The sequence below is a fragment of the Tranquillimonas rosea genome (assembly GCF_900111315.1).
Classification (GTDB): domain Bacteria; phylum Pseudomonadota; class Alphaproteobacteria; order Rhodobacterales; family Rhodobacteraceae; genus Tranquillimonas; species Tranquillimonas rosea.
Genome location: NZ_FOGU01000003.1, coordinates 49,614 through 68,006, shown reverse-complemented (window position 1 = coordinate 68,006; position 18,393 = coordinate 49,614). Strand labels below are relative to the sequence as shown.

15 protein-coding genes are annotated in these 18,393 nt (G+C 69.3%); 11 read left to right on the top strand and 4 right to left on the bottom strand.

What is annotated here, in order from left to right; translation table 11 throughout:
- Window positions 1-106 precede the first annotated feature (106 nt).
- Window positions 107-571 carry an SRPBCC family protein gene (locus tag BMZ25_RS05445; RefSeq protein ID WP_092689743.1) on the bottom strand — a complete coding sequence of 155 codons (465 nt, stop codon included), beginning with the start codon at window positions 569-571 and terminating at the stop codon, window positions 107-109.
- A gap of 139 nt (window positions 572-710) precedes the next feature.
- Here BMZ25_RS05445 and dnaE point away from each other — a divergent pair, with 139 nt between their 5' ends.
- The 5 genes from dnaE to BMZ25_RS05420 are packed head-to-tail and all read left to right on the top strand — an operon-like array spanning window position 711 to window position 7,827.
- Window positions 711-4,217, top strand: coding sequence for a DNA polymerase III subunit alpha (gene dnaE / locus BMZ25_RS05440; protein WP_092689737.1), 3,507 nt, complete (start codon window positions 711-713; stop codon window positions 4,215-4,217).
- Window positions 4,217-4,816, top strand: coding sequence for a hypothetical protein (locus BMZ25_RS05435; protein WP_092689732.1), 600 nt, complete (start codon window positions 4,217-4,219; stop codon window positions 4,814-4,816). Before dnaE ends, BMZ25_RS05435 begins: the two co-directional genes overlap by 1 nt.
- Before the next feature lie 46 nt (window positions 4,817-4,862).
- Window positions 4,863-5,909 carry a pyridoxal-phosphate dependent enzyme gene (locus tag BMZ25_RS05430; RefSeq protein WP_092689726.1) on the top strand — a complete coding sequence of 349 codons (1,047 nt, stop codon included), beginning with the start codon at window positions 4,863-4,865 and terminating at the stop codon, window positions 5,907-5,909.
- Window positions 5,906-7,069, top strand: a complete 1,164-nt coding sequence (locus tag BMZ25_RS05425; RefSeq protein WP_092689723.1) for a M24 family metallopeptidase — start codon at window positions 5,906-5,908, stop codon at window positions 7,067-7,069. Before BMZ25_RS05430 ends, BMZ25_RS05425 begins: the two co-directional genes overlap by 4 nt.
- Window positions 7,066-7,827 carry a maleate cis-trans isomerase family protein gene (locus tag BMZ25_RS05420; protein WP_092689718.1) on the top strand — a complete coding sequence of 254 codons (762 nt, stop codon included), beginning with the start codon at window positions 7,066-7,068 and terminating at the stop codon, window positions 7,825-7,827. The genes BMZ25_RS05425 and BMZ25_RS05420 overlap by 4 nt, the downstream gene beginning before the upstream one ends.
- Before the next feature lie 10 nt (window positions 7,828-7,837).
- Here BMZ25_RS05420 and BMZ25_RS05415 read toward each other — a convergent pair whose 3' ends face one another.
- A complete protein-coding gene (locus tag BMZ25_RS05415; protein WP_092689714.1) occupies window positions 7,838-8,044 on the bottom strand; it encodes a SlyX family protein in 207 nt (68 codons plus the stop codon).
- Between the two features lie 111 nt (window positions 8,045-8,155).
- Between BMZ25_RS05415 and hisS the strand changes: the two genes are divergently transcribed.
- The 3 genes from hisS to hisG are packed head-to-tail and all read left to right on the top strand — an operon-like array spanning window position 8,156 to window position 11,432.
- Window positions 8,156-9,649, top strand: a complete 1,494-nt coding sequence (gene hisS / locus BMZ25_RS05410; protein WP_092689710.1) for a histidine--tRNA ligase — start codon at window positions 8,156-8,158, stop codon at window positions 9,647-9,649.
- The gene (locus tag BMZ25_RS05405) at window positions 9,649-10,737 is read left to right on the top strand and encodes an ATP phosphoribosyltransferase regulatory subunit (protein WP_092689707.1); all 1,089 of its coding nucleotides are present in this window, start codon (window positions 9,649-9,651) and stop codon (window positions 10,735-10,737) included. Before hisS ends, BMZ25_RS05405 begins: the two co-directional genes overlap by 1 nt.
- The gene (hisG, locus tag BMZ25_RS05400) at window positions 10,734-11,432 is read left to right on the top strand and encodes an ATP phosphoribosyltransferase (RefSeq protein WP_092689704.1); all 699 of its coding nucleotides are present in this window, start codon (window positions 10,734-10,736) and stop codon (window positions 11,430-11,432) included. Before BMZ25_RS05405 ends, hisG begins: the two co-directional genes overlap by 4 nt.
- A gap of 3 nt (window positions 11,433-11,435) precedes the next feature.
- Here the strand turns inward: hisG and BMZ25_RS05395 are convergent, their stop codons facing one another.
- Window positions 11,436-12,407, bottom strand: coding sequence for a helix-turn-helix transcriptional regulator (locus BMZ25_RS05395; protein ID WP_092690950.1), 972 nt, complete (start codon window positions 12,405-12,407; stop codon window positions 11,436-11,438).
- Window positions 12,408-12,540: 133 nt separating this feature from the next.
- Here BMZ25_RS05395 and BMZ25_RS05390 point away from each other — a divergent pair, with 133 nt between their 5' ends.
- Complete coding sequence (locus tag BMZ25_RS05390; RefSeq protein WP_177190394.1) at window positions 12,541-13,839, top strand: vWA domain-containing protein; 1,299 nt, start codon at window positions 12,541-12,543, stop codon at window positions 13,837-13,839.
- Window positions 13,839-15,482: a Calx-beta domain-containing protein gene (locus BMZ25_RS05385; protein WP_092689697.1), complete on the top strand. Its 1,644-nt coding sequence runs from the start codon at window positions 13,839-13,841 to the stop codon at window positions 15,480-15,482. The genes BMZ25_RS05390 and BMZ25_RS05385 overlap by 1 nt, the downstream gene beginning before the upstream one ends.
- A gap of 16 nt (window positions 15,483-15,498) precedes the next feature.
- Here BMZ25_RS05385 and BMZ25_RS05380 read toward each other — a convergent pair whose 3' ends face one another.
- Window positions 15,499-15,927, bottom strand: a complete 429-nt coding sequence (locus BMZ25_RS05380; RefSeq protein WP_092689692.1) for a DUF1489 family protein — start codon at window positions 15,925-15,927, stop codon at window positions 15,499-15,501.
- Between the two features lie 151 nt (window positions 15,928-16,078).
- Here BMZ25_RS05380 and BMZ25_RS05375 point away from each other — a divergent pair, with 151 nt between their 5' ends.
- Window positions 16,079-18,349 (top strand): adenosylcobalamin-dependent ribonucleoside-diphosphate reductase, encoded by a 2,271-nt coding sequence (locus BMZ25_RS05375; RefSeq protein WP_092689688.1) that lies wholly within the window; start codon window positions 16,079-16,081, stop codon window positions 18,347-18,349.
- The last annotated feature ends 44 nt before the right edge of the window (window positions 18,350-18,393 follow it).

The window sequence follows — 18,393 nt, the reverse complement described above, 5'->3', positions numbered from 1 at the left end:
CCCCCGGTGCGCGCCCGCCCGATGCGGCGTAAAGCGTGGCGCGCGGCCCTTCTCAGCGATGAATCAAAGCGACAAAACCCCGCTCATGCAAGGGGGACGCCGCGTTTCAGGCCCCAAGGCTCCGCGCGACGGCCTCGAGCTGGTCGGCGGCGGCGCCCCAGCCTCTCTCGAATCCCATCTCGGCGTGGCGGTCGCGGGCAGGGGCATCGGCGTGAAGGACGCGGGCGCCATAGGCCGTGCCCTGCCCGTCGGGGGCGAGCGTGATGATCGCCGTCATGAACGGGCTTGGTGCGGGGCGCCAGCCCTCGGTCATCGCGTCGGTGAATACGAGCCGGCGCTCGGGTTCGACCGACAGGATGCAGCCCTCGCTCGCGATCTCGGTCCCGTCGGGAAGGCGCATGCAGGTATAGAACCGCCCGCCGGGGCGCGGGTCGATCACCGCCTCGCGCACCGTGACGGGGGCCGGTGTGAACCATTGTCGCAGCAGGTCCGCATCGGTCCAGGCCCGCCAGACGAGGTCCGGCGCGGCGTCGAGGTGCCGGGCGAGAGTCAGGTCGAATTCGTCACTCATGCCATCACGATATGGCGGCGCGTGGTGGGTGTCGCCGTAAAAGTTCTTGCCTGTCGCGTGGGCGTCGCCTCGCCGATCGGACCGGGTCCGCGATGCAATCGCTGGTGGCAAGGTCGCTGTCGATTGCTAAGAGTGGTCCATGACCAGTGCCCCGCGATTCATCCATCTCCGCGTCCATACCGAATACTCCCTTCTCGAAGGCGCGATCCGCCTCAAGAAGCTGCCCGGCATGGCGTCCGGGATGGGCATGCCTGCTGTCGCCGTGACCGACAGCAACAACCTGTTCGCCGCGCTCGAGTTCTCCGTTGCCGCCTCGGGCGAGGGCGTGCAGCCGATCATCGGCTGCCAGGTCGATCTCGACTATGACCCCGTCCAGCCCGGCGAGAAGCCGCGCCCGCCCGCGCCCGTCGTGCTGCTGGCGCAGAGCGAGACGGGCTATGCCAACCTGATGAAGCTGAACTCGGCGCTCTATCTGGGCAAGGCGGGGGCGACGGTCCAAGTGACGATGGACGACCTTGCGGCCCATTCCGAGGGGCTGATCTGCCTGACCGGTGGCCCGGACGGCCCGGTCGGGCGCCTGCTGCGGCAGGGACAGCGCGCCAGGGCCGAGGCGCTGATGACGCGGCTGGCGGCGTTCTATCCCGACCGGCTCTACGTCGAGTTGCAGCGGCATCCGGGCGAGGGCGGCCAGCTGCCCGAGGCCGAGCGCGACAGCGAGCGCGGCCATGTCGAGATGGCGTACGCCATGCACCTGCCGCTGGTCGCCACGAACGACGTCTATTTCCCCAAGACGGGCATGTACGAGGCGCACGACGCGCTGATTTGCATCGCCGAGGGCGCGTATGTCGACCAGAACCAGCCGCGCCGCCGCCTGACGCCTCAGCACTATTTTAAATCGCCCTCCGAGATGGCGACGCTGTTCGCCGACCTGCCAGAGGCGCTGGAGAACACAGTCGAGATCGCCATGCGCTGCGCCTACAAGGCCGAGAAGCGCGCACCGATCCTGCCGCGCTTCGCCGATGACGAGGTCGAGGAACTGCGCCGCCAGGCGAAGGAGGGGCTCGAGGCGCGGCTTGCGGTTATCCCCCATGCCGCCCCGGTCGAGGAGTACCAGAAGCGGCTCGACTTCGAGCTGGGCATCATCGAGGGGATGGGCTTTCCCGGTTACTTCCTGATCGTTGCCGACTTCATCAAGTGGGGGAAAGAGCACGACATCCCCGTCGGGCCGGGCCGGGGGTCGGGCGCGGGGTCGCTCGTGGCCTACGCGCTGACGATCACCGACCTCGACCCGTTGCGCTACAAGCTGCTGTTCGAGCGGTTCCTCAACCCCGAGCGTGTGTCGATGCCGGACTTCGACATCGACTTCTGCATGGATCGCAGGGAAGAGGTCATCAGCTACGTCCAGGAGAAATACGGCCGCGACAAGGTGGGCCAGATCATAACCTTCGGCGCGCTTCTGTCGAAGGCGGCGGTGCGTGACGTGGGCCGGGTGCTGCAGATGCCCTTCGGCCAGGTGGATCGCCTGTCCAAGATGATCCCGGTCGAGGGGGTCAAGCCCGTCAGCATCGAGAAGGCTCTCGCGGACGAACCGCGCCTGCGCGAAGAGGCCCGCAACGAAGAGGTCGTCGACCGGCTTCTGACCTATGGCCAGCAGGTCGAGGGCCTGCTGCGGAACGCCTCGACCCACGCCGCGGGCGTGGTCATCGGCGACCGTCCGCTGGACGAGCTGGTGCCGCTCTATCAGGATCCGCGCTCGGACATGCCGGCGACCCAGTTCAACATGAAATGGGTCGAGCAGGCGGGGCTGGTGAAGTTCGACTTCCTCGGCCTCAAGACGCTGACGGTGGTGCAGAACGCCATCGACCAGATCCACGGCCAGGGCCGCGACCTGCACGTCGCCGCCGACGGCACCACGATCTACGAGCCGTTCGAGGGCGCCGAGAACGACATCGGGCAGATCCCGCTGGACGATCCGCGCACCTACGAGCTCTATTCTCAGGCCAAGACGGTCGCCGTGTTCCAGGTCGAAAGCTCGGGCATGATGGATGCGCTGCGGCGCATGAAGCCGACCTGCATCGAGGACATCGTCGCGCTGGTGGCGCTTTACCGTCCGGGTCCGATGGAAAACATTCCCAAGTACTGCGAGGTCAAGAACGGCCTGCGGGAACGGGAATCGATCCACGAATCCATCGACCACATCCTCGACGAGACGCAGGGCATCATCGTCTATCAGGAGCAGGTGATGCAGATCGCACAGGACATGGCCGGCTACAGCCTTGGCGGCGCCGACCTGCTGCGCCGCGCGATGGGCAAGAAGATCCAGGAGGCGATGGACGCCGAGAAGCCGAAGTTCCTCGAAGGCGCCCAGCAGAACGGCGTCACCAAGGACAAGGCCAAGGAAGTCTGGGACCTGCTCGACAAGTTCGCCAACTACGGCTTCAACAAGTCCCACGCGGCCGCCTACGCGGTGGTCAGCTACCAGACCGCCTGGCTCAAGGCGAACCACCCGGTCGAGTTCATGGCCGGCGTGATGAACTGCGACATCCATCTCACCGACAAACTGGGCATCTACGCCGAAGAGGTCCGCCGTGGCCTCAAGCTCGAGATCGTGCCGCCCTGCGTGAACCGCTCGCTCGAGACGTTTAGCGTGCACGAGGGTAAGTTGGTCTACGGACTCGGCGCACTCAAGAACGTCGGCCTCGAGGTGATGAAGCTGATCGTCGAGGGGCGCGACGGCAAGCCCTTCGCGACGCTCTTCGACGTCGCCCGCCGGGTGGACCTGAAGCGGATCGGCAAGCGTCCGATGGAGATGCTTGCCCGCGCGGGGGCGTTCGACCAGCTCGACCGCAACCGCCGGCGCGTGTTCGATAGCCTCGATGCGCTGGTCGCCTACTCCGCGGCGATCCACGACCAGAAGAACTCGAACCAGGTCTCGCTGTTCGGCGAGGCGGGCGACGACCTGCCCGAACCGCGGCTGGCGAATGTCGAGGACTGGCTGCCGAACGAGCGGCTGGCCGAAGAGCACAAGGCGATCGGCTTCTACCTCTCGGGCCATCCGCTGGACGACTACATGGGCGCGCTCAAGCGGTCCGGCGCGATGACGCTCGCCGATCTCAAGACGCGGGTCGAGCAAGGGCCGCTGGTCGCCAAGCTGGCCGGCGCCGTCTCGGCCCGGCAGGAGCGGAAGTCGGCCAAGGGCAACCGGTTCGCCTTCGTCGCGATGTCCGATCCCACCGGGCTCTACGAGGTCACGCTGTTCTCCGACACGCTGGAACAGTCGCGAGAGCATCTCGAGACCGGCGCGAACGTGGTGGTCACCGTCGAGGCCACGCTCGAGAGCGATCAGCTGAAACTGCTGGGCCGGTCCGTCGCGCCCATCGACACGGCGGTCGCCGGTGCGGCGGGCGGCGGGCTGCGCGTCTTCGTCGACGACGAGGCCGCGATCTCGGCCGTGGCCGGGCTCTTGGGCCGCGCGATGGAGGATCAGCGGCAGGCGCGGCTGAAGGGGCCGGTGTCGCTCTGCCTGATGCATCCGGACCTGCCGGGCGAGGTCGAGGTCAGCCTTGGCGACGCCTTCCCCGTGACCCCGCAGATCAAGGGCGCGATCAAGTCCCTGGGCGGTGTCGTCACCGTGGAGGACCTCTGATGCGCGCCGTCGCGGCCGGCCTGGCGATGACGCTCGTCCTGGCGGGATGCGACATGGGCGGGCGCACTGGCGTCTTCGGCCCCGTGGGCACCGGCGGCGACGTCACCGCGGCAGATGTGCCTGCCGATGCCGATCTGCCCTTCGGGCAGGTCGCGCGGGCATGCGGCGTCCGGGGCCGTAACCTGGGTACCGAGGTGTCCCGCGCGCCAGAAGACGGGCGGGCGCAGTACCGGCTCTACGATACGGCGCCGGGTCAGACGGGGCCGCGGACGCAGTACATCACCGGGTTCGACGACAATTGCCCCCGGCGCATCACCGCCGCGCTGGTCACTTTCGGCAGCGCGGACGTGCACGAGACGACCCGCTACGAGACCGCGAACACGTCGCCCTATTCGCCCACCGACGATGCCTACGAGGACATCAAGGCGCGGGTCTGCGGCGTGCGGGCGGGGGCGGCCTGCCCGGCGGACCGCAGCGACCGTATCGCCCGCGAGGCGGTGTTCGTTTCGGCCTATCCGCGCTTCGGGGCCAGCAATCGGCGGCTCGAGCTGCTGCTGCACGGCGGCGATCTGGTGGCCGAGGCGGCGAGCCCGCGCTGACGCCACCGCTTGACGCGGCGGCGGAACCGTGCGGCACTCGATCCCGATGCGGCACCTTGCCAACACCCATCGCGGTGCGGGGCTGGGCCATCGGGCGCTGGAGGATGTGCCGTGGCCCGAAGCCGACGCGACCCGCACGCTCGACCTGCTCGCGCGCTGTCCCCGCGCGGCCCGGACCCCGCTTGTCCGGTCCGATGCCTTGGCGCGGGACGCCGGTGTCGACGTGCTGGACATAAAGGATGAGCGGGGCCGCATGGGGCTGGGCAGCTTCAAGGCGCTCGGCGCTGCGAACGTGATCGCCCATGACGCGCTGGCCGGGCGCGCGCGCGGGCGCACCTATGTCGCCGCCAGCGCCGGCAATCACGGCCTTTCGGTCGCCGCCGGCGCACATGCCTTCGGCGCGGATTCGATGATCTTTCTCGCCGAAGGCGTGCCCGAGAGCTTTGCCGACCGCTTGCGTGCAGAGGGCGCCCAGGTGGTGCGGGCGGGCGCGACCTACGAGGACAGCACGGCAGCCGCCGCGCGCGCCGCCGATGAGCCGGGCCGTGTCCTGTTGTCCGACAGTTCCTGGCCCGGCTATCTTGAGAGGCCGCATCTCCTGATGGAGGGATACACGGTCCTGATGGCCGAAACTGTGGCGCAGATCCCCGCGACGCCGACGCATGTGTTCCTGCAGGCCGGGGTCGGCGGGCTTGCCGGTGCCGCCGCCGCCCATGCCCGCGCCGCGTGGGGTGACGGTCCGGTCATCGTCGTGGTCGAGCCCGAGGCCGCGCCGGCGCTGGCCGGTTCGATCGCCGCGGGCGCACCCTTGGCGGCCGAGGGGCCGGTCTCGATCATGGGGCGGCTCGACTGCAAGGAGCCGTCGCTGATCGCGCTGAAGGGGCTGGCGCGGGATGCCGACCATTTCCTGACCCTCACCGAGGACGAGGCGCGGGACGGGGCGGAGCGCGTGGGCGCCGCCGGGCTGCCCTCGACGCCCTCGGGCGCGGCGGGCGTCGCCGCGCTGCTCTGTGGCGGGCCTTGGCGGGACGCGGTGGGGCTGACGCCCGAGTCCCGCGTTCTCGCGGTCCTGTCCGAGGCGCCGGAGGCATGAGCGCCGCGCAGGGTGCCCCGGAGACCGAGTTCCGCGACCGCACCCGCCGCGCCCAGACGATGATGCACGAGGCCGGGCTGGGCGCGCTGTTGCTGACGACAGAGCCCGAGGTGCGCTATTTCAGCGGTTTCCTCACCCGCTTCTGGGAAAGCCCGACACGTCCGTGGTTCCTTGTCGTGCCGGCCGAGGGCGCCCCGGTCGCCGTGATCCCTGCGATCGGCGCACATCTGATGGGCCGGACTTGGATCGCCGACATCCGCACCTGGCGCTCGCCCGATTACGCCGACGACGGCGTGTCGCTGCTGGCCGAGACGCTGACCGAATGTGCCGGCCCCAATGGGGCCGTGGGCGTGCCCAGCGGCGGCGAGACGCATCTGCGGATGCCGCTGTCCGACTGGGCCGATCTTTGCCGGCGGCTTCCAGGGCTGCGCCTTACCGACGATGGAGGTCTGACCCGGTCGCTGCGGATGACGAAGTCCCCGGGGGAGATCGGGCAAATCCGCGAAAGCTGCGCCGTGGCGGACCGCGCCTTTGCGCGTGTCCCAGAGATCGCGTGGGGCGGCGTGCCGCTGTCGGAGGTCTTTCGCGGCTTTCAGATCCTGTGCCTCGAGGAAGGCGCAGACTGGGTGCCGTATCTGGCCGGGGCCTCGGCGCCCGGCGGCTATGCCGACGTGATCTCGCCCGCGGACGCACGGCCGCTTGCGGCCGGCGATGTGCTGATGCTCGACACCGGGCTCGTGCGGGCGGGCTATTTCTGCGACTTCGACCGGAATTTCTCGGTCGGGCCGCCGGATCGCCGTGTGAGCGACGCCCATGCGCGCCTGATCGAGGCGACCGAGGCCGGCTTTGCCGCGGCGCGGCCCGGCGTCACCGCCAGCGACCTGTTTCACGTCATGGACCGGATCGTGACCGGCGGGGCCGGGGGATCGGAGGCCGGGCGGCTGGGGCACGGGCTGGGGATGCAGCTGACCGAGCCGCCCTCTCTGATCCCGGCGGATCAGACCGAGTTGCGGCCGGGCATGGTCCTGACGCTGGAGCCGGGGGTCGAGGTGGAGCCGGGGCGGATGATCGTCCACGAGGAGAACATCGTGATCCGCGACGGCGGGGCAGAGTGGCTGTCGACGCCGAGCGGCGCGGAAATCGCGGTGCTGGACGCATGACGCTCCGCCGGTTCCCCCACGAGGTCGACCCCCATCAGGCGGCGCAGATCGGTCTGGTCGTGCTGCAGGCCGACGAGACGATCGAGCGCGATTTCCGGCAGGTGATTCCGCCCGCCATCGAGGTGCTCGTCACGCGGATCGCCTCTGGCGCCGATCTCAGCCCCGAGAGCCTTTCGGCGATGGAGGCGCATCTCGGCGCCGCGGCCGGCCTGCTGCCGCAGCGCGGTCGCTTTGCCGCGGTCGCCTATGCCTGCACCTCCGGCACCGCTCAGATCGGCGTCGACCGTACCGGCGCGCTGCTGCGCGGGGCGGTGGCGACGCGGGCGGTCACCGATCCGGTCACCGCGCTGGTCGCGGCGTGCCGGGCGCTCGGCGTGCGCCGTCTGGGGCTGCTGTCGCCCTACGTGCCCGAGGTGTCCGACCGCCTGCGCCGTGTCTTGGCCGACGCCGGGCTGGAGACGCCGGTGTTCGGCAGTTTCGAGGTCGCCGACGAATCCCGAGTGGTCCGAATCGATGCCACGTCGATCCTGTCCGCCGCCCGTGCCCTGGCGGGCGAGGGCGGCATCGACGCGCTGTTCCTGTCGTGCACCAACCTGCGCACCCTCGGCCTGATCGACACGCTCGAGTCGCAGACGCATCTGCCGGTCCTTTCGAGCAACCAGGTGCTGGCGTGGCACATGGCGCGGCTCGCCGGGGTGGCGGTCACGCCGGCTCTGCCGGGGCGGCTAGCAGCGCTGGAACTGCACGAGGCGGACTAGGCACCGCCGTTCACCAGTGCGGCGGGCGTTCTTCCCCGAGATAGACGCCGCCTTCCTCGTCCGCCGCGCGGGTGGCTTCGCGTTCCATCAGCATGGCGAGCCGGCGTTCCAGCGCGTCGATGCGTGAAGCCTGGTCCCAGACGACCTGGCTCAGCTCCTCGGCCTGGTGCTCGAGATGCGCGATACGTTCCTGCAGGGCGGTGGGATCTGTGGTCATGGCAAGAGCCTTTAGCATCGTCGCGGCGCCGGTCAAAGCGCGGCCAGCTTGTTCCCCGGACGGGCATCGGCTAGACCCCGGCGCGCAAGCCGGTGCGAGCAAGGATCACCCATGGCCAAGGTCAAGAAACAGCCCCGCCCCAAGGCCGAGACGCCGCGGGGCTTCCGAGACTATTTCGGCGCCGACGTAACCGAGCGCAAGGCGATGCTGGATGCCATCGCGCAGGTCTATCACCGCTACGGGTTCGACCCGCTGGAAACCTCCGCCGTCGAGACGGTCGAGGCGCTCGGCAAGTTCCTTCCCGACGTGGACCGCCCGAACGAGGGCGTGTTCGCCTGGCAGGAAGAGGACGACGGCGCCTGGCTTGCGCTGCGCTATGACCTGACCGCGCCGCTGGCGCGGGTGGCGGCGCAGTACCGCAACGATCTGGCCTTCCCCTATCGCCGCTACGCGATGGGGCCGGTCTGGCGGAACGAGAAGCCGGGGCCGGGGCGGTTCCGCCAGTTCTACCAATGCGACGCCGATACCGTCGGCGCCCCCAACGTGGCCGCCGATGCCGAGATCTGCGCGATGCTGGCCGACGTGCTCGAGGCGGTCGGTATCCCGCGCGGCGACTACATCGTGCGCGTCAACAACCGGAAGGTCCTGAACGGGGTTATGGAGGTCGCCGGCGTGCTGGACCCCTCCGATCATTCCCGGTTCGAGGCCGAGCGCGGGATCGTGCTGCGCGCGATCGACAAGCTCGACCGGCTGGGCCCCGACGGCGTGCGCGCGCTTCTGGGCGAGGGGCGCAAGGACGACAGCGGCGACTTCACCAAGGGCGCGGGCCTGTCGCCCGAGCAGGCCGAGACGGTGATGGGGTTCATGGACGCCAAGCGCGACACTGGCGCGGCCACGGTCGCCCGGCTGCGTGAACTGGTCGCCGGCTCGCAGATCGGGTCGGACGGTGTCGACGAGCTCGAGACGATATCGGACCTGCTGGACGCGCAGGGCTATGGCGCCGACCGGGCGGTCATCGACCCGTCTGTGGTGCGCGGTCTGGGCTATTACACCGGCCCGGTCTTCGAGGCCGAGCTGACCTTCGAGATCACCGGCGAGGATGGCCGCCGTCAGCAGTTCGGCTCGGTCGCCGGAGGCGGGCGCTACGACGATCTGGTCAAGCGCTTCACCGGGCAGGAAGTGCCGGCGACCGGCGTGTCGATCGGCGTCGACCGGCTGCTGGCCGCCCTGCGCGCCACGGGCCGCGTCGGCAGCAGCGCCGCGGGGCCGGTCGTCGTGACCGTGATGGACCGCGACCGCATGGCCGATTACCAGGCGATGGTGGGCGAGCTGCGCGATGCCGGCATCCGCGCCGAGGTGTATCTCGGCAACCCCAAGAATTTCGGCAACCAGCTCAAGTATGCCGACCGCCGCCAGGCCCCGATCGCCGTGATCGAGGGCGGTGACGAGAAGGAGAACGGCGTGGTGCAGCTCAAGGACCTCGTCCTGGGCGCCAAGCTGGCCGAGAACGCGAGCCTCGAGGAATGGAAGTCGCAGCCCGCCCAGATCACCTGCGTCCGCGGCGACCTGGTGGCCGAGGTGCGGCAGATGCTGGACCGTCACTGATGGCCGAGAAATCCGCCAGCCTGGCCGAGGCGCTGCGCCACCGCGCCGCCTTCGAGACGCTGGGGGCCCAGGTCGTCGAGGCGGACATCCTTCAACCCGCCGACGTACTGCTGGACCTCTACGGCGAGGACATCCGCGGCCGGGCCTTCACCACCACCGACCCGATCCGGGGCGAGCAGATGCTGCGGCCGGATTTCACCGTGCCGGTCGTTCAGATGCACATGTCGGGCCGGGTCACGCCCGCGCGGTACACTTACGCGGGCGAGGTGTTCCGCCGGCAGGAGCGCGATCCCTCGCGTCCGCCGGAATACATGCAGGTCGGTTTCGAGATCTTCGGCGGCGAGGATCCGGCGGCTGCGGATGCCGAGGTGTTCACGGCTATCGCCGACCGGGTGGCGCCGCTGGGGCTCGGCGCCTCTACCGGCGATTACGGCATCCTGATCGCCGCGGTGCGCGGGCTGTCCACGACCGAGGCGCGCAAGGCGGCACTGCTCAGGCATATCTGGCGGCCCCGCCGGTTCCGGCAGCTCCTGGACCGCTTCGGTGGCAAGACGCCGCGCTCGGAAGAGCGGCTGGCGCTGCTGAACAATGCTGATCCGCTGGCGGATGCGGGCCCCGAGATCGGGCTGCGTCGCCGCGCCGACGTGATGGCGCGGATCGAGGCGCTACGCGCCGACGCCGCCGAGCCGCCGCTGGGCGCGGGCGAGGTCGAGTTGCTGGATACGATCCTGGACCTGCGCGAGACCGCGCCGAACGTGCTTGCCAACCTGCGCGACATCGCCGTCGACCTGCCCGCCATCGACGACGCGGTGGACCGTCTCGACGCGCGGCTCTCGGCGCTGGACGCCGCCGGCGTGGATGTCGAGACGCTGCCGTTCGAGGCGAGCTACGCGCGGACGGCGATGGAGTATTACGACGGGTTCGTCTTCGGCTTTTCCGCTCCGGGCCGGCCCGACCTGCCGCCTGTCGCCACGGGCGGGCGCTATGACGCGCTGACCCGCATCCTCGGCGGCGGACGGGCGAGCCCGGCCGTGGGCGGCGTGATCCGGCCGGACCTTGTTCTCTCGCTGGGGGAGGGCGCGGCATGAGCCTGAAACTCGGTGTCCCCTCCAAGGGCCGTCTGATGGAAAAGACCTTCGACTGGTTCGCGGCGCGGGGGATCACCCTGTCGCGGACCGGTTCGGACCGGGAATACGCCGGCGCCGTCGAGGGGGCCGAGGGCGTCGAGCTGGTGTTGCTGGCAGCCGGGGAAATCCCGCGCGAACTGGCGGCGGGACGCATCCACCTTGGCGTCACCGGCTCGGACCTGGTCCGCGAAAAGCTCGCCGCGTGGGAACGGCAGGTGGGCGCGCTCACGCGGCTGGGCTTCGGCCATGCCGACCTGATCATCGCGGTGCCGCGCTTCTGGGTCGATGTCGAGACGCTGGACGATCTCGACGCCGCCGCCGCCGCCTTCCGGGCCGCGCACGGCCACCGCCTGCGCATCGCCACCAAGTATCACCGCCTGGTGCGGGACTTCCTGCGCGAGGCCGGCGTCGCGGATTACGCGCTGGTCGATAGCCAGGGCGCGACCGAGGGCACGGTCAAGAACGAGACGGCGGAAGCCATCGCCGACATCACGTCGACCGGCGAGACGCTGCGGGCGAACCACCTGAAAATCCTGACCGACGGCTGCGTCCACCGCAGCGAGGCGACCCTGTTCAAGTCGCGCAATGCGGCCTGGGGGGATCGCGAGGTCGCGGCGCTGGAGCAGGTGAAGCGGATGCTCGAACTGCGCGACTAGCGCTCACGGCCCCCGCGGCGCGTCCCCGTTCCCAAGCGCCGCGACGGCGATCGAGGCCAGTTGCTCGCGCCGCTGCGCCTCGGTCTTCTGCAGGATGGCCTCGCAGTGCCGCCGCGCGGTGTTGTAGGTCACGCCGAGCCGGTCCGCGATGGCGCGCGTCGAGCGTCCCTCCAGCAACAGGGCCGTCGCCTCGGTCTGCCGGGGCGTCAGGCCGAACGTAATTGCCAGCTGCCGTGCAAGGTCCGCCGGTCCGGGCCGTCCGACCAGCAGGTGCGACATCCGTCCCGCCCTGTCCTCTCCCAGCTCGGGCAGGGGGAGTTGCAGCAGGTGTCCGGGGTCTGGCGGGTCGTCGGGGCCCGAGATCCGCGCCGGGACGGGGCACTCCCGCACCGCCTGTTCCAGCCGCTCGCGGTGGCGGTTGCGGCGGTCGATGGCAAGGAAACCCGCCTCGAAGCTGGGCAGCAGGATGCGCAGGATCGCCTCGGTCCGCCCGCTGACGAAGCCCGGCGCGTCGGGGGCCTGGAAGCCGAAGGCGAATATCGCCTCTCCGACCGAAAGCCGCGTGGTCATGCCGACGATCTGCGGCATGCCGGCGGGTTCGAACGCGTCGCGGAAATACGCGGTGTCGGTGATCCGCTCGCGGCTGGCAAGCGCGCCTTCGTTGTAGACGCCGCTGCCGAGCGCCCGCCGCGTGCGGTTCAGCGCGTCGAGGTCGGGGTCGTGGCAGCGGATGTTCCCTTCGACATCGACCCCGGCGAACGTCTCGGCCAGGAACGTCCCGATCTCGGGGCCCGCCTTCCACGGCGTGAGCCAGGGCTGCCCCTCGTCCAGCCAGGCGGCGAAGGCCGCGTCGGCGCCGACGAGCTGGCCGATATCTGCGAGCAGCGCCTCGATGCCGGCCTGCTCCAGCGAGACGGACAGGAACCGGCGCTGGATGTCGGTCAGCCGGTCGAGAACCGCGTCGTCCAAGTCCATGCCCCGCAGCCTATTTCGGACGCCCCCGATGGTGCAATCGCCCCATGCGCCGCCCGTCCGCCACGGCCTACGGATCGTGGGGCAGGCGCCCGCACCGGCCGGCGTCGCGACAATTCAGACGGAGCCATTTTCCATGCGAAGACTTCTCTCGATCCTTGCGATCGCCCTGGCGACGGCGGGCGCGGCTCAGGCCCAGACGGGGCAGGCGATGCTGGTGCTCGACGGATCGGGCAGCATGTGGGGGCGGATCGACGACCGGCCCAAGATCACCATCGCGCGCGAGGCGGTGCGCGCCATGCTCGAGACATGGCCGCAAGAGCAGGAGATCGGCTTGATGGCCTATGGCCACAGGGCCGAGGGCGACTGCGCTGACATCGAGACGCTGGTCTCTCCCGCGCCGCTCGACGCTGCGGGGCTGGCCTCGGCGATGGAGCGCGTCTCGCCCCGCGGCAAGACACCGGTGGGCGGCGCGGTCGAACGGGCGGCGGCAGAACTGTCCGGCGCGGAGCAAGCGTCTGTGATCGTGGTGACCGACGGGCTCGAGACCTGCGGCGCCGATCTCTGCGCGCTCGGCGACCGCCTTGCCGGCGGCGAGATCGACCTGACCGCGCATGTCATCGGCTTCGACGTGGACGACAGCGAGGGCCAGCTCGCCTGCCTGGCGACTGCGACAGGGGGGCAATACCTGGCCGCGTCGGACGCTGCCACGCTGACCGCAGCGCTGGGTCAGGTCAGCGCCCCGGAACCCGCGCCGTCAGAGCCGGTCTTCGTCGACGAGTTCGAGAGGGAGGCGCTTGGCGAGGGCTGGAGCGTCGATCATCCCGACCCGTCGGGCTTCATCCTCGACGGCGGTGCGCTGGTCACGATGACGGTGCAGCCGGGCTACATGGGCAAGCGCCCCGACCAGGCGAATATCTTTCGCTGGACGGAGGCGACACTGCCCGAGGGTGACTGGGATCTCGCCGCCGATTTCAGCGCGCGCATGGGCGAGGTGCAGTCGCTCGGCGGGCGCCGCGCGATCGTCCAGCTCGGCCGGTACGAGGACGTGGACAACAACATCTCGACCTACGTGTTCCGGCAGGGCAACTCGAACGATGACCTGTGGCTGCGGCTGCGGGCGGTGTCCGGCGGCACGGAAACACGGGCCGAGGTCGAGATCGCGGGCGACACGCGGGGCTACGACCTGGCGCGCATCCTGCGGGACTTCGAGGAAAAGGGCGCGCGGCTGACGCTGGAGAAGCGCGGGCGCGACTATGTCGGGCGTCTGTCGATGAACGGCTGGGCGATGCAGGAGGGCGGACCGGAGGAGATCGAGACCGACCCGGTGCAGATCCTGCGCAGTTCGGGGGACCCGGCGATCTTTGCCGGCACGCTGGGGTCCGAGCAGACCGTGGCCGAGTTCTCGCGCATCGAGATCCGGGAGGTGGAGTGATGCGCGCCGCAGCCCTTCCGCTGGTCCTGTCCTGCGCCGTCGTTCCCGCCACCGGCGCCGCGCAGATGCTGACCATGATCCCCCAGACCACCGAGCTGAGGGAGACCGGCCCGCGGGTGTCTATGGTGCACCTGATGCTCGACGCGCCCGCCGAAACGCCGTTCATGGTGATGGCGCGGACGACCGGTCTCACGGCGACGGCCGGGGTCGACTTCAAGCCCGTCGTGACGCCGATCATCTTCAACAAGGGGCAGATGGTGGCCGCCCTCGTCGTCGAGGTGATGGACGATTCCGAGGACGAGCCCGATACCGAGATGTTCCAGCTGGCGCTCAAGGACCTGACCCTGCTGGACCCCGAGCCCGGCGCGATCGTGGTGCTTGGAATGCCGATCCTGCATTTCGCCATCGTGGACAACGATCACACCCTGTCGGTCAGCGCCGGGTCGGCCCCCGAAGGACAGCCCGTCCCGGTCACGATCACGCAGCGCTTCGACTCGCGCGAGACGGTGAATGTCGCCACCACGGTCGAAGGCGGCTCGGCGTCTCCGGGCGTGGATTTCGATCCCGTCCGGCAGCCCGGCTATATCCGCGAGGGACAGAGGACTTTGGAGCTTGGCATCGGGACCGTCGCCGATGATGAGGAGGAGCCGGACGAGACGGTCCGATTGGCCCTCGAAGCCTACAATCCCGGCACCATCGTCATCGAGCCCGAGACCGTCAGCGGCACGATCATCGACGCGACGGAAGAGGACGTGCGACCAGCGACGCTGCGATACGGGCCGGGAACGGGCTATGTCCATTACGAGGGCGACCTGGTCGGTCAGCAGGAGTTTCCACCCCAGATCTTCGACATCGAGATGCGCATGCACATTGGCGGGTCGGGCTTCACCCTCAGCCAGCAGGGCACCGATCTGCCCTTCAAGCGGATCTGCGGGCAGGACATCGACGTCTCGGCCGCGGCGCAGGCAATACCGGGGACCAGCGCCGCGGACATGCGCGGCGCCGGCGCCCAGGCCTGGCGTGCGGGCTATACGGTCGAGGGCGTGCCGTTCGAGTATGTCCTCTTCGGCCACCCAGACCGGCGTCTCGAAGGGTTCGCGACTTCGGAATACGTCGAGGGCGGGATGATGGCGCACAACCAGTTCTTTTCATACATCGTCACGCCCGAGGTCCAAGACCCCGAGCCCGAGGTGCCGCGGCTGGAGCCGGACGCGACGCCGGTGGTCGATCCCGGCGCGGTGCGGTCGTCGGTCGCGCGGGCCATCGCCTCCGATCTCGGGCGGCCTGTGGCCGAGATAGAACCCTATCTCTCGACCGCCCTGTCGAAGGAAACCGGCACCAGCCCGGTCGAGGTCCGCCTGTTCCTTGACCCGGACGGTCGCCCGGTGCGCGCCGACCGCGCCGAGCCGGACCCGTGCGATCCGGCATACGGCCAGATGCAGCCCGCCGCCCGTCGCCTGATCTACACGGTACATGCCTTCGAGGACCGCTTCGTTGTGCAGTCCAAGACACAGGACGTCGAGACGGGCCGCTACGAGAGCGCCTACATGGAGGATCTGGGGTCCGCCTCGAGCGGTCTCGACACGGCGGTGAACCGGTCCCATTCCGGCCTATCGCCCGATCTTGCGCCCCCGTCCGACTGACCGGGGCTGGCCGCGTTCAGCGCACGCCGATCTCGGCCAGCGCGGCGGCCAGTTCGGGGGGCAACTCGCTATCGCCGGCGCGCCCCTCGCGGGCATCCGGCGGAGCGTCCTCGGGGCGGAGATAGCGCCAGCCCTGGAACGGCCGCTTGGGCGTGATCTCGGTGCGGATCACCGCGTCGTCGAGGAGGATGCCGCAGCGGCGGATGCCGTCGTCGCGCACGATCTCACGGAAGCCGGTGATGCGCTGGCGGCACTGGATCAGGCCGTTGATCACCCAGTAGATCGAGCCGCCCTCGAGGATTTCCGCCTCGCGTTTCGGCCACATGCGGGTGACGTGGTAGTACTGCCCGTCGGCGATCTGGCCGGACCTGCGGCGCTGCCAGTCGATCAGCTGGTCGACCGACTCGGACCCTACCGAGAGCTTGATCAGATTCACATGGTTCATCGCGACTCACCCCAAAGTCGTCCTACAGGATATGGCGTGAGCCGCCGTCTTCAAGGCGACAGATTGTGTCTTGGCGATTGTGCGCGGCCGGCATTGTTGGTATCTTGGCGCTCCTCCGCCCCCCTTTCAGCTCACAGTCCGGGACGCCCGCATGACCCGTTTCGCCGCCCCCATCGCCGAACAGATCTGGGACATGAAATATCGTCTCAAGCAGATCGACGGCACGCCCATCGACGGCTCGGTCGAGGATACCTGGCGCCGGATCGCCCGCGCCACCGCCTCCGTCGAGGCCGACCCCGCGATGTGGGAGGAGCGGTTCTATGCCGCGCTCGAGGATTTCCGCTTCCTGCCGGCCGGACGGATCATCGCCGGCGCCGGCAGCGACCGGTCGGTGACGCTGTTCAACTGCTTCGTCATGGGGACCATACCCGACAGCATGGCCGGCATCTTCGACATGCTGAAGGAGGCCGCGCTGACGATGCAGCAGGGCGGGGGGATCGGCTACGACTTCTCGACCATCCGGCCCAAGGGCGCCGACGTCACGGGCGTGGCGGCGGATGCGTCGGGGCCGCTTTCGTTCATGGACGTGTGGGACGCGATGTGCCGCACCATCATGTCGGCGGGGTCGCGGCGGGGCGCGATGATGGCCTGCATGCGCTGCGACCATCCCGACATCGAGGAGTTCATCACCGCGAAATCCGACCCCGCCCGCCTGCGCAACTTCAATGTCAGCGTGCTGGCCACGGATGCCTTCATGGAGGCCGTAAAGGCCGACGCCGACTGGGAACTGCGGTTCGACGGAAAGGTCTACCGGACGCTGCCGGCGCGGGAATTGTGGGACCGGATCATGCGGTCGACCTACGATTACGCCGAGCCCGGAGTGATCTTCATCGACCGGATCAACCAGATGAACAACCTCGCCTACTGCGAGGAGATCGCCGCGACCAACCCCTGCGGCGAGCAACCGCTGCCGCCCTACGGGGCCTGCCTGCTGGGCTCGGTGAACCTGTCACGGCTCGTGCACCAGGCGTACACAGAGGATGCACAACTCGACATACAGGCGCTGGACGATCTCGTCGCCACGGCGGTGCGGATGATGGACAACGTCGTCGACGCCAGCCGCTTTCCGCTGGAGCCGCAGGCGCGCGAGGCGGCGGCCAAGCGGCGCATCGGCCTCGGTGTCACCGGCCTGGCCGACGCTCTGGCGATGGTCGGGCTGCGCTACGGTTCCGACGAGGCGGCGACGCAGACCGAGGCGTGGATGAAGCGCATTGCGCGGGCCTCCTACCTGGCCAGCACCGAGATCGCGAAGGAGAAGGGGCCTTTCCCGCTGTTCGACGCCGACGCCTATCTCGGCTCGCGCACGATGCAGGCGATGGACGAGGACGTGCGCGTTGCGGTGGCCGAGCACGGCATCCGCAACGCGCTGCTGACCTCGGTGGCGCCGACCGGGACGATTTCGCTCTATGCCGGGAACGTGTCGTCGGGGATCGAGCCGGTCTTCGCCCATTCCTACACCCGCAAGGTGCTGCAGCGTGACGGCAGCCGGACCGAGGAAGAGGTCGTCGACTACGCCGTGCAGGCCTGGCGCGACCGTCACGGCGACACGGCCGATCTGCCCGAGCATTTCGTCAGCGCCCAGACCCTGTCGCCCGACGAGCACGTCAAGATGCAGGCGGCGGCGCAGAAATGGGTCGATTCCTCGATCTCCAAGACGATCAACTGCCCCGAGGACATCTCGTTCGAAGGGTTCAAGGACGTCTATCTCCAGGCCTACGAGACGGGCTGCAAGGGCTGCACGACCTACCGCCCGAACGCGGTCACCGGCAGCGTCCTGAGCGTCAGCGAGACCGCCGAGACCGAACCCGCCGCCGCCGAGGCCGCCGCGGGCGAGGTGATCTACATGTCCGAGCCACTGGACCGCCCGCAGACGCTGGAGGGTCAGACCTACAAGCTGAAATGGCCCGACAGCCCTCACGCGATCTACATCACCATCAACGACCTGGTGGTGAACGGGCACCGGCGGCCCTTCGAGGTGTTCATCAACTCCAAGAACATGGAGCATTTCGCCTGGACCGTGGCCCTGACCCGCATGATCTCGGCGGTGTTCCGGCGCGGCGGCGACGTGTCCTTCGTGGTCGAAGAGCTGAAGGCCGTCTTCGACCCGCGCGGCGGGGCGTGGATGGGGGGCAAGTACATCCCCTCGATCCTCGCGGCGATCGGCGGCGTGATCGAGACCCACATGATCAACACCGGCGTCCTCGAGGCCGAGGGCATGGGGCTCAAGACCGACCCCCGCGCCGACGTCCAGACCCTCGGCAGCACCCGCGTCTCGCAATGCCCTTCCTGCGGCGGCACCGACCTGCGCATGGTCGAGGGCTGCCTCACCTGCGCCTCCTGCGGCTTCTCCAAATGCGGGTAGGGGGGCTTTGTTGGTAAGTGTGTCACCAACCAAAGTTCGCACTT

Bases quoted from the DNA above. Each gene is read 5' to 3' on its own strand.
- BMZ25_RS05425 (WP_092689723.1), top strand. From the start codon at position 5,906: ATGAGCGCCGCGCAGGGTGCCCCGGAGACCGAGTTCCGCGACCGCACC.
- hisS (WP_092689710.1), top strand. From the start codon at position 8,156: ATGGCCAAGGTCAAGAAACAGCCCCGCCCCAAGGCCGAGACGCCGCGG.
- BMZ25_RS05430 (WP_092689726.1), top strand. From the start codon at position 4,863: ATGCGGCACCTTGCCAACACCCATCGCGGTGCGGGGCTGGGCCATCGG.
- BMZ25_RS05445 (WP_092689743.1), bottom strand. From the start codon at position 571: ATGAGTGACGAATTCGACCTGACTCTCGCCCGGCACCTCGACGCCGCG.
- BMZ25_RS05405 (WP_092689707.1), top strand. From the start codon at position 9,649: ATGGCCGAGAAATCCGCCAGCCTGGCCGAGGCGCTGCGCCACCGCGCC.
- hisG (WP_092689704.1), top strand. From the start codon at position 10,734: ATGAGCCTGAAACTCGGTGTCCCCTCCAAGGGCCGTCTGATGGAAAAG.
- BMZ25_RS05390 (WP_177190394.1), top strand. From the start codon at position 12,541: ATGCGAAGACTTCTCTCGATCCTTGCGATCGCCCTGGCGACGGCGGGC.
- BMZ25_RS05375 (WP_092689688.1), top strand. From the start codon at position 16,079: ATGACCCGTTTCGCCGCCCCCATCGCCGAACAGATCTGGGACATGAAA.
- BMZ25_RS05395 (WP_092690950.1), bottom strand. From the start codon at position 12,407: ATGGACTTGGACGACGCGGTTCTCGACCGGCTGACCGACATCCAGCGC.
- BMZ25_RS05420 (WP_092689718.1), top strand. From the start codon at position 7,066: ATGACGCTCCGCCGGTTCCCCCACGAGGTCGACCCCCATCAGGCGGCG.
- BMZ25_RS05415 (WP_092689714.1), bottom strand. From the start codon at position 8,044: ATGACCACAGATCCCACCGCCCTGCAGGAACGTATCGCGCATCTCGAG.
- BMZ25_RS05385 (WP_092689697.1), top strand. From the start codon at position 13,839: ATGCGCGCCGCAGCCCTTCCGCTGGTCCTGTCCTGCGCCGTCGTTCCC.
- BMZ25_RS05435 (WP_092689732.1), top strand. From the start codon at position 4,217: ATGCGCGCCGTCGCGGCCGGCCTGGCGATGACGCTCGTCCTGGCGGGA.
- BMZ25_RS05380 (WP_092689692.1), bottom strand. From the start codon at position 15,927: ATGAACCATGTGAATCTGATCAAGCTCTCGGTAGGGTCCGAGTCGGTC.
- dnaE (WP_092689737.1), top strand. From the start codon at position 711: ATGACCAGTGCCCCGCGATTCATCCATCTCCGCGTCCATACCGAATAC.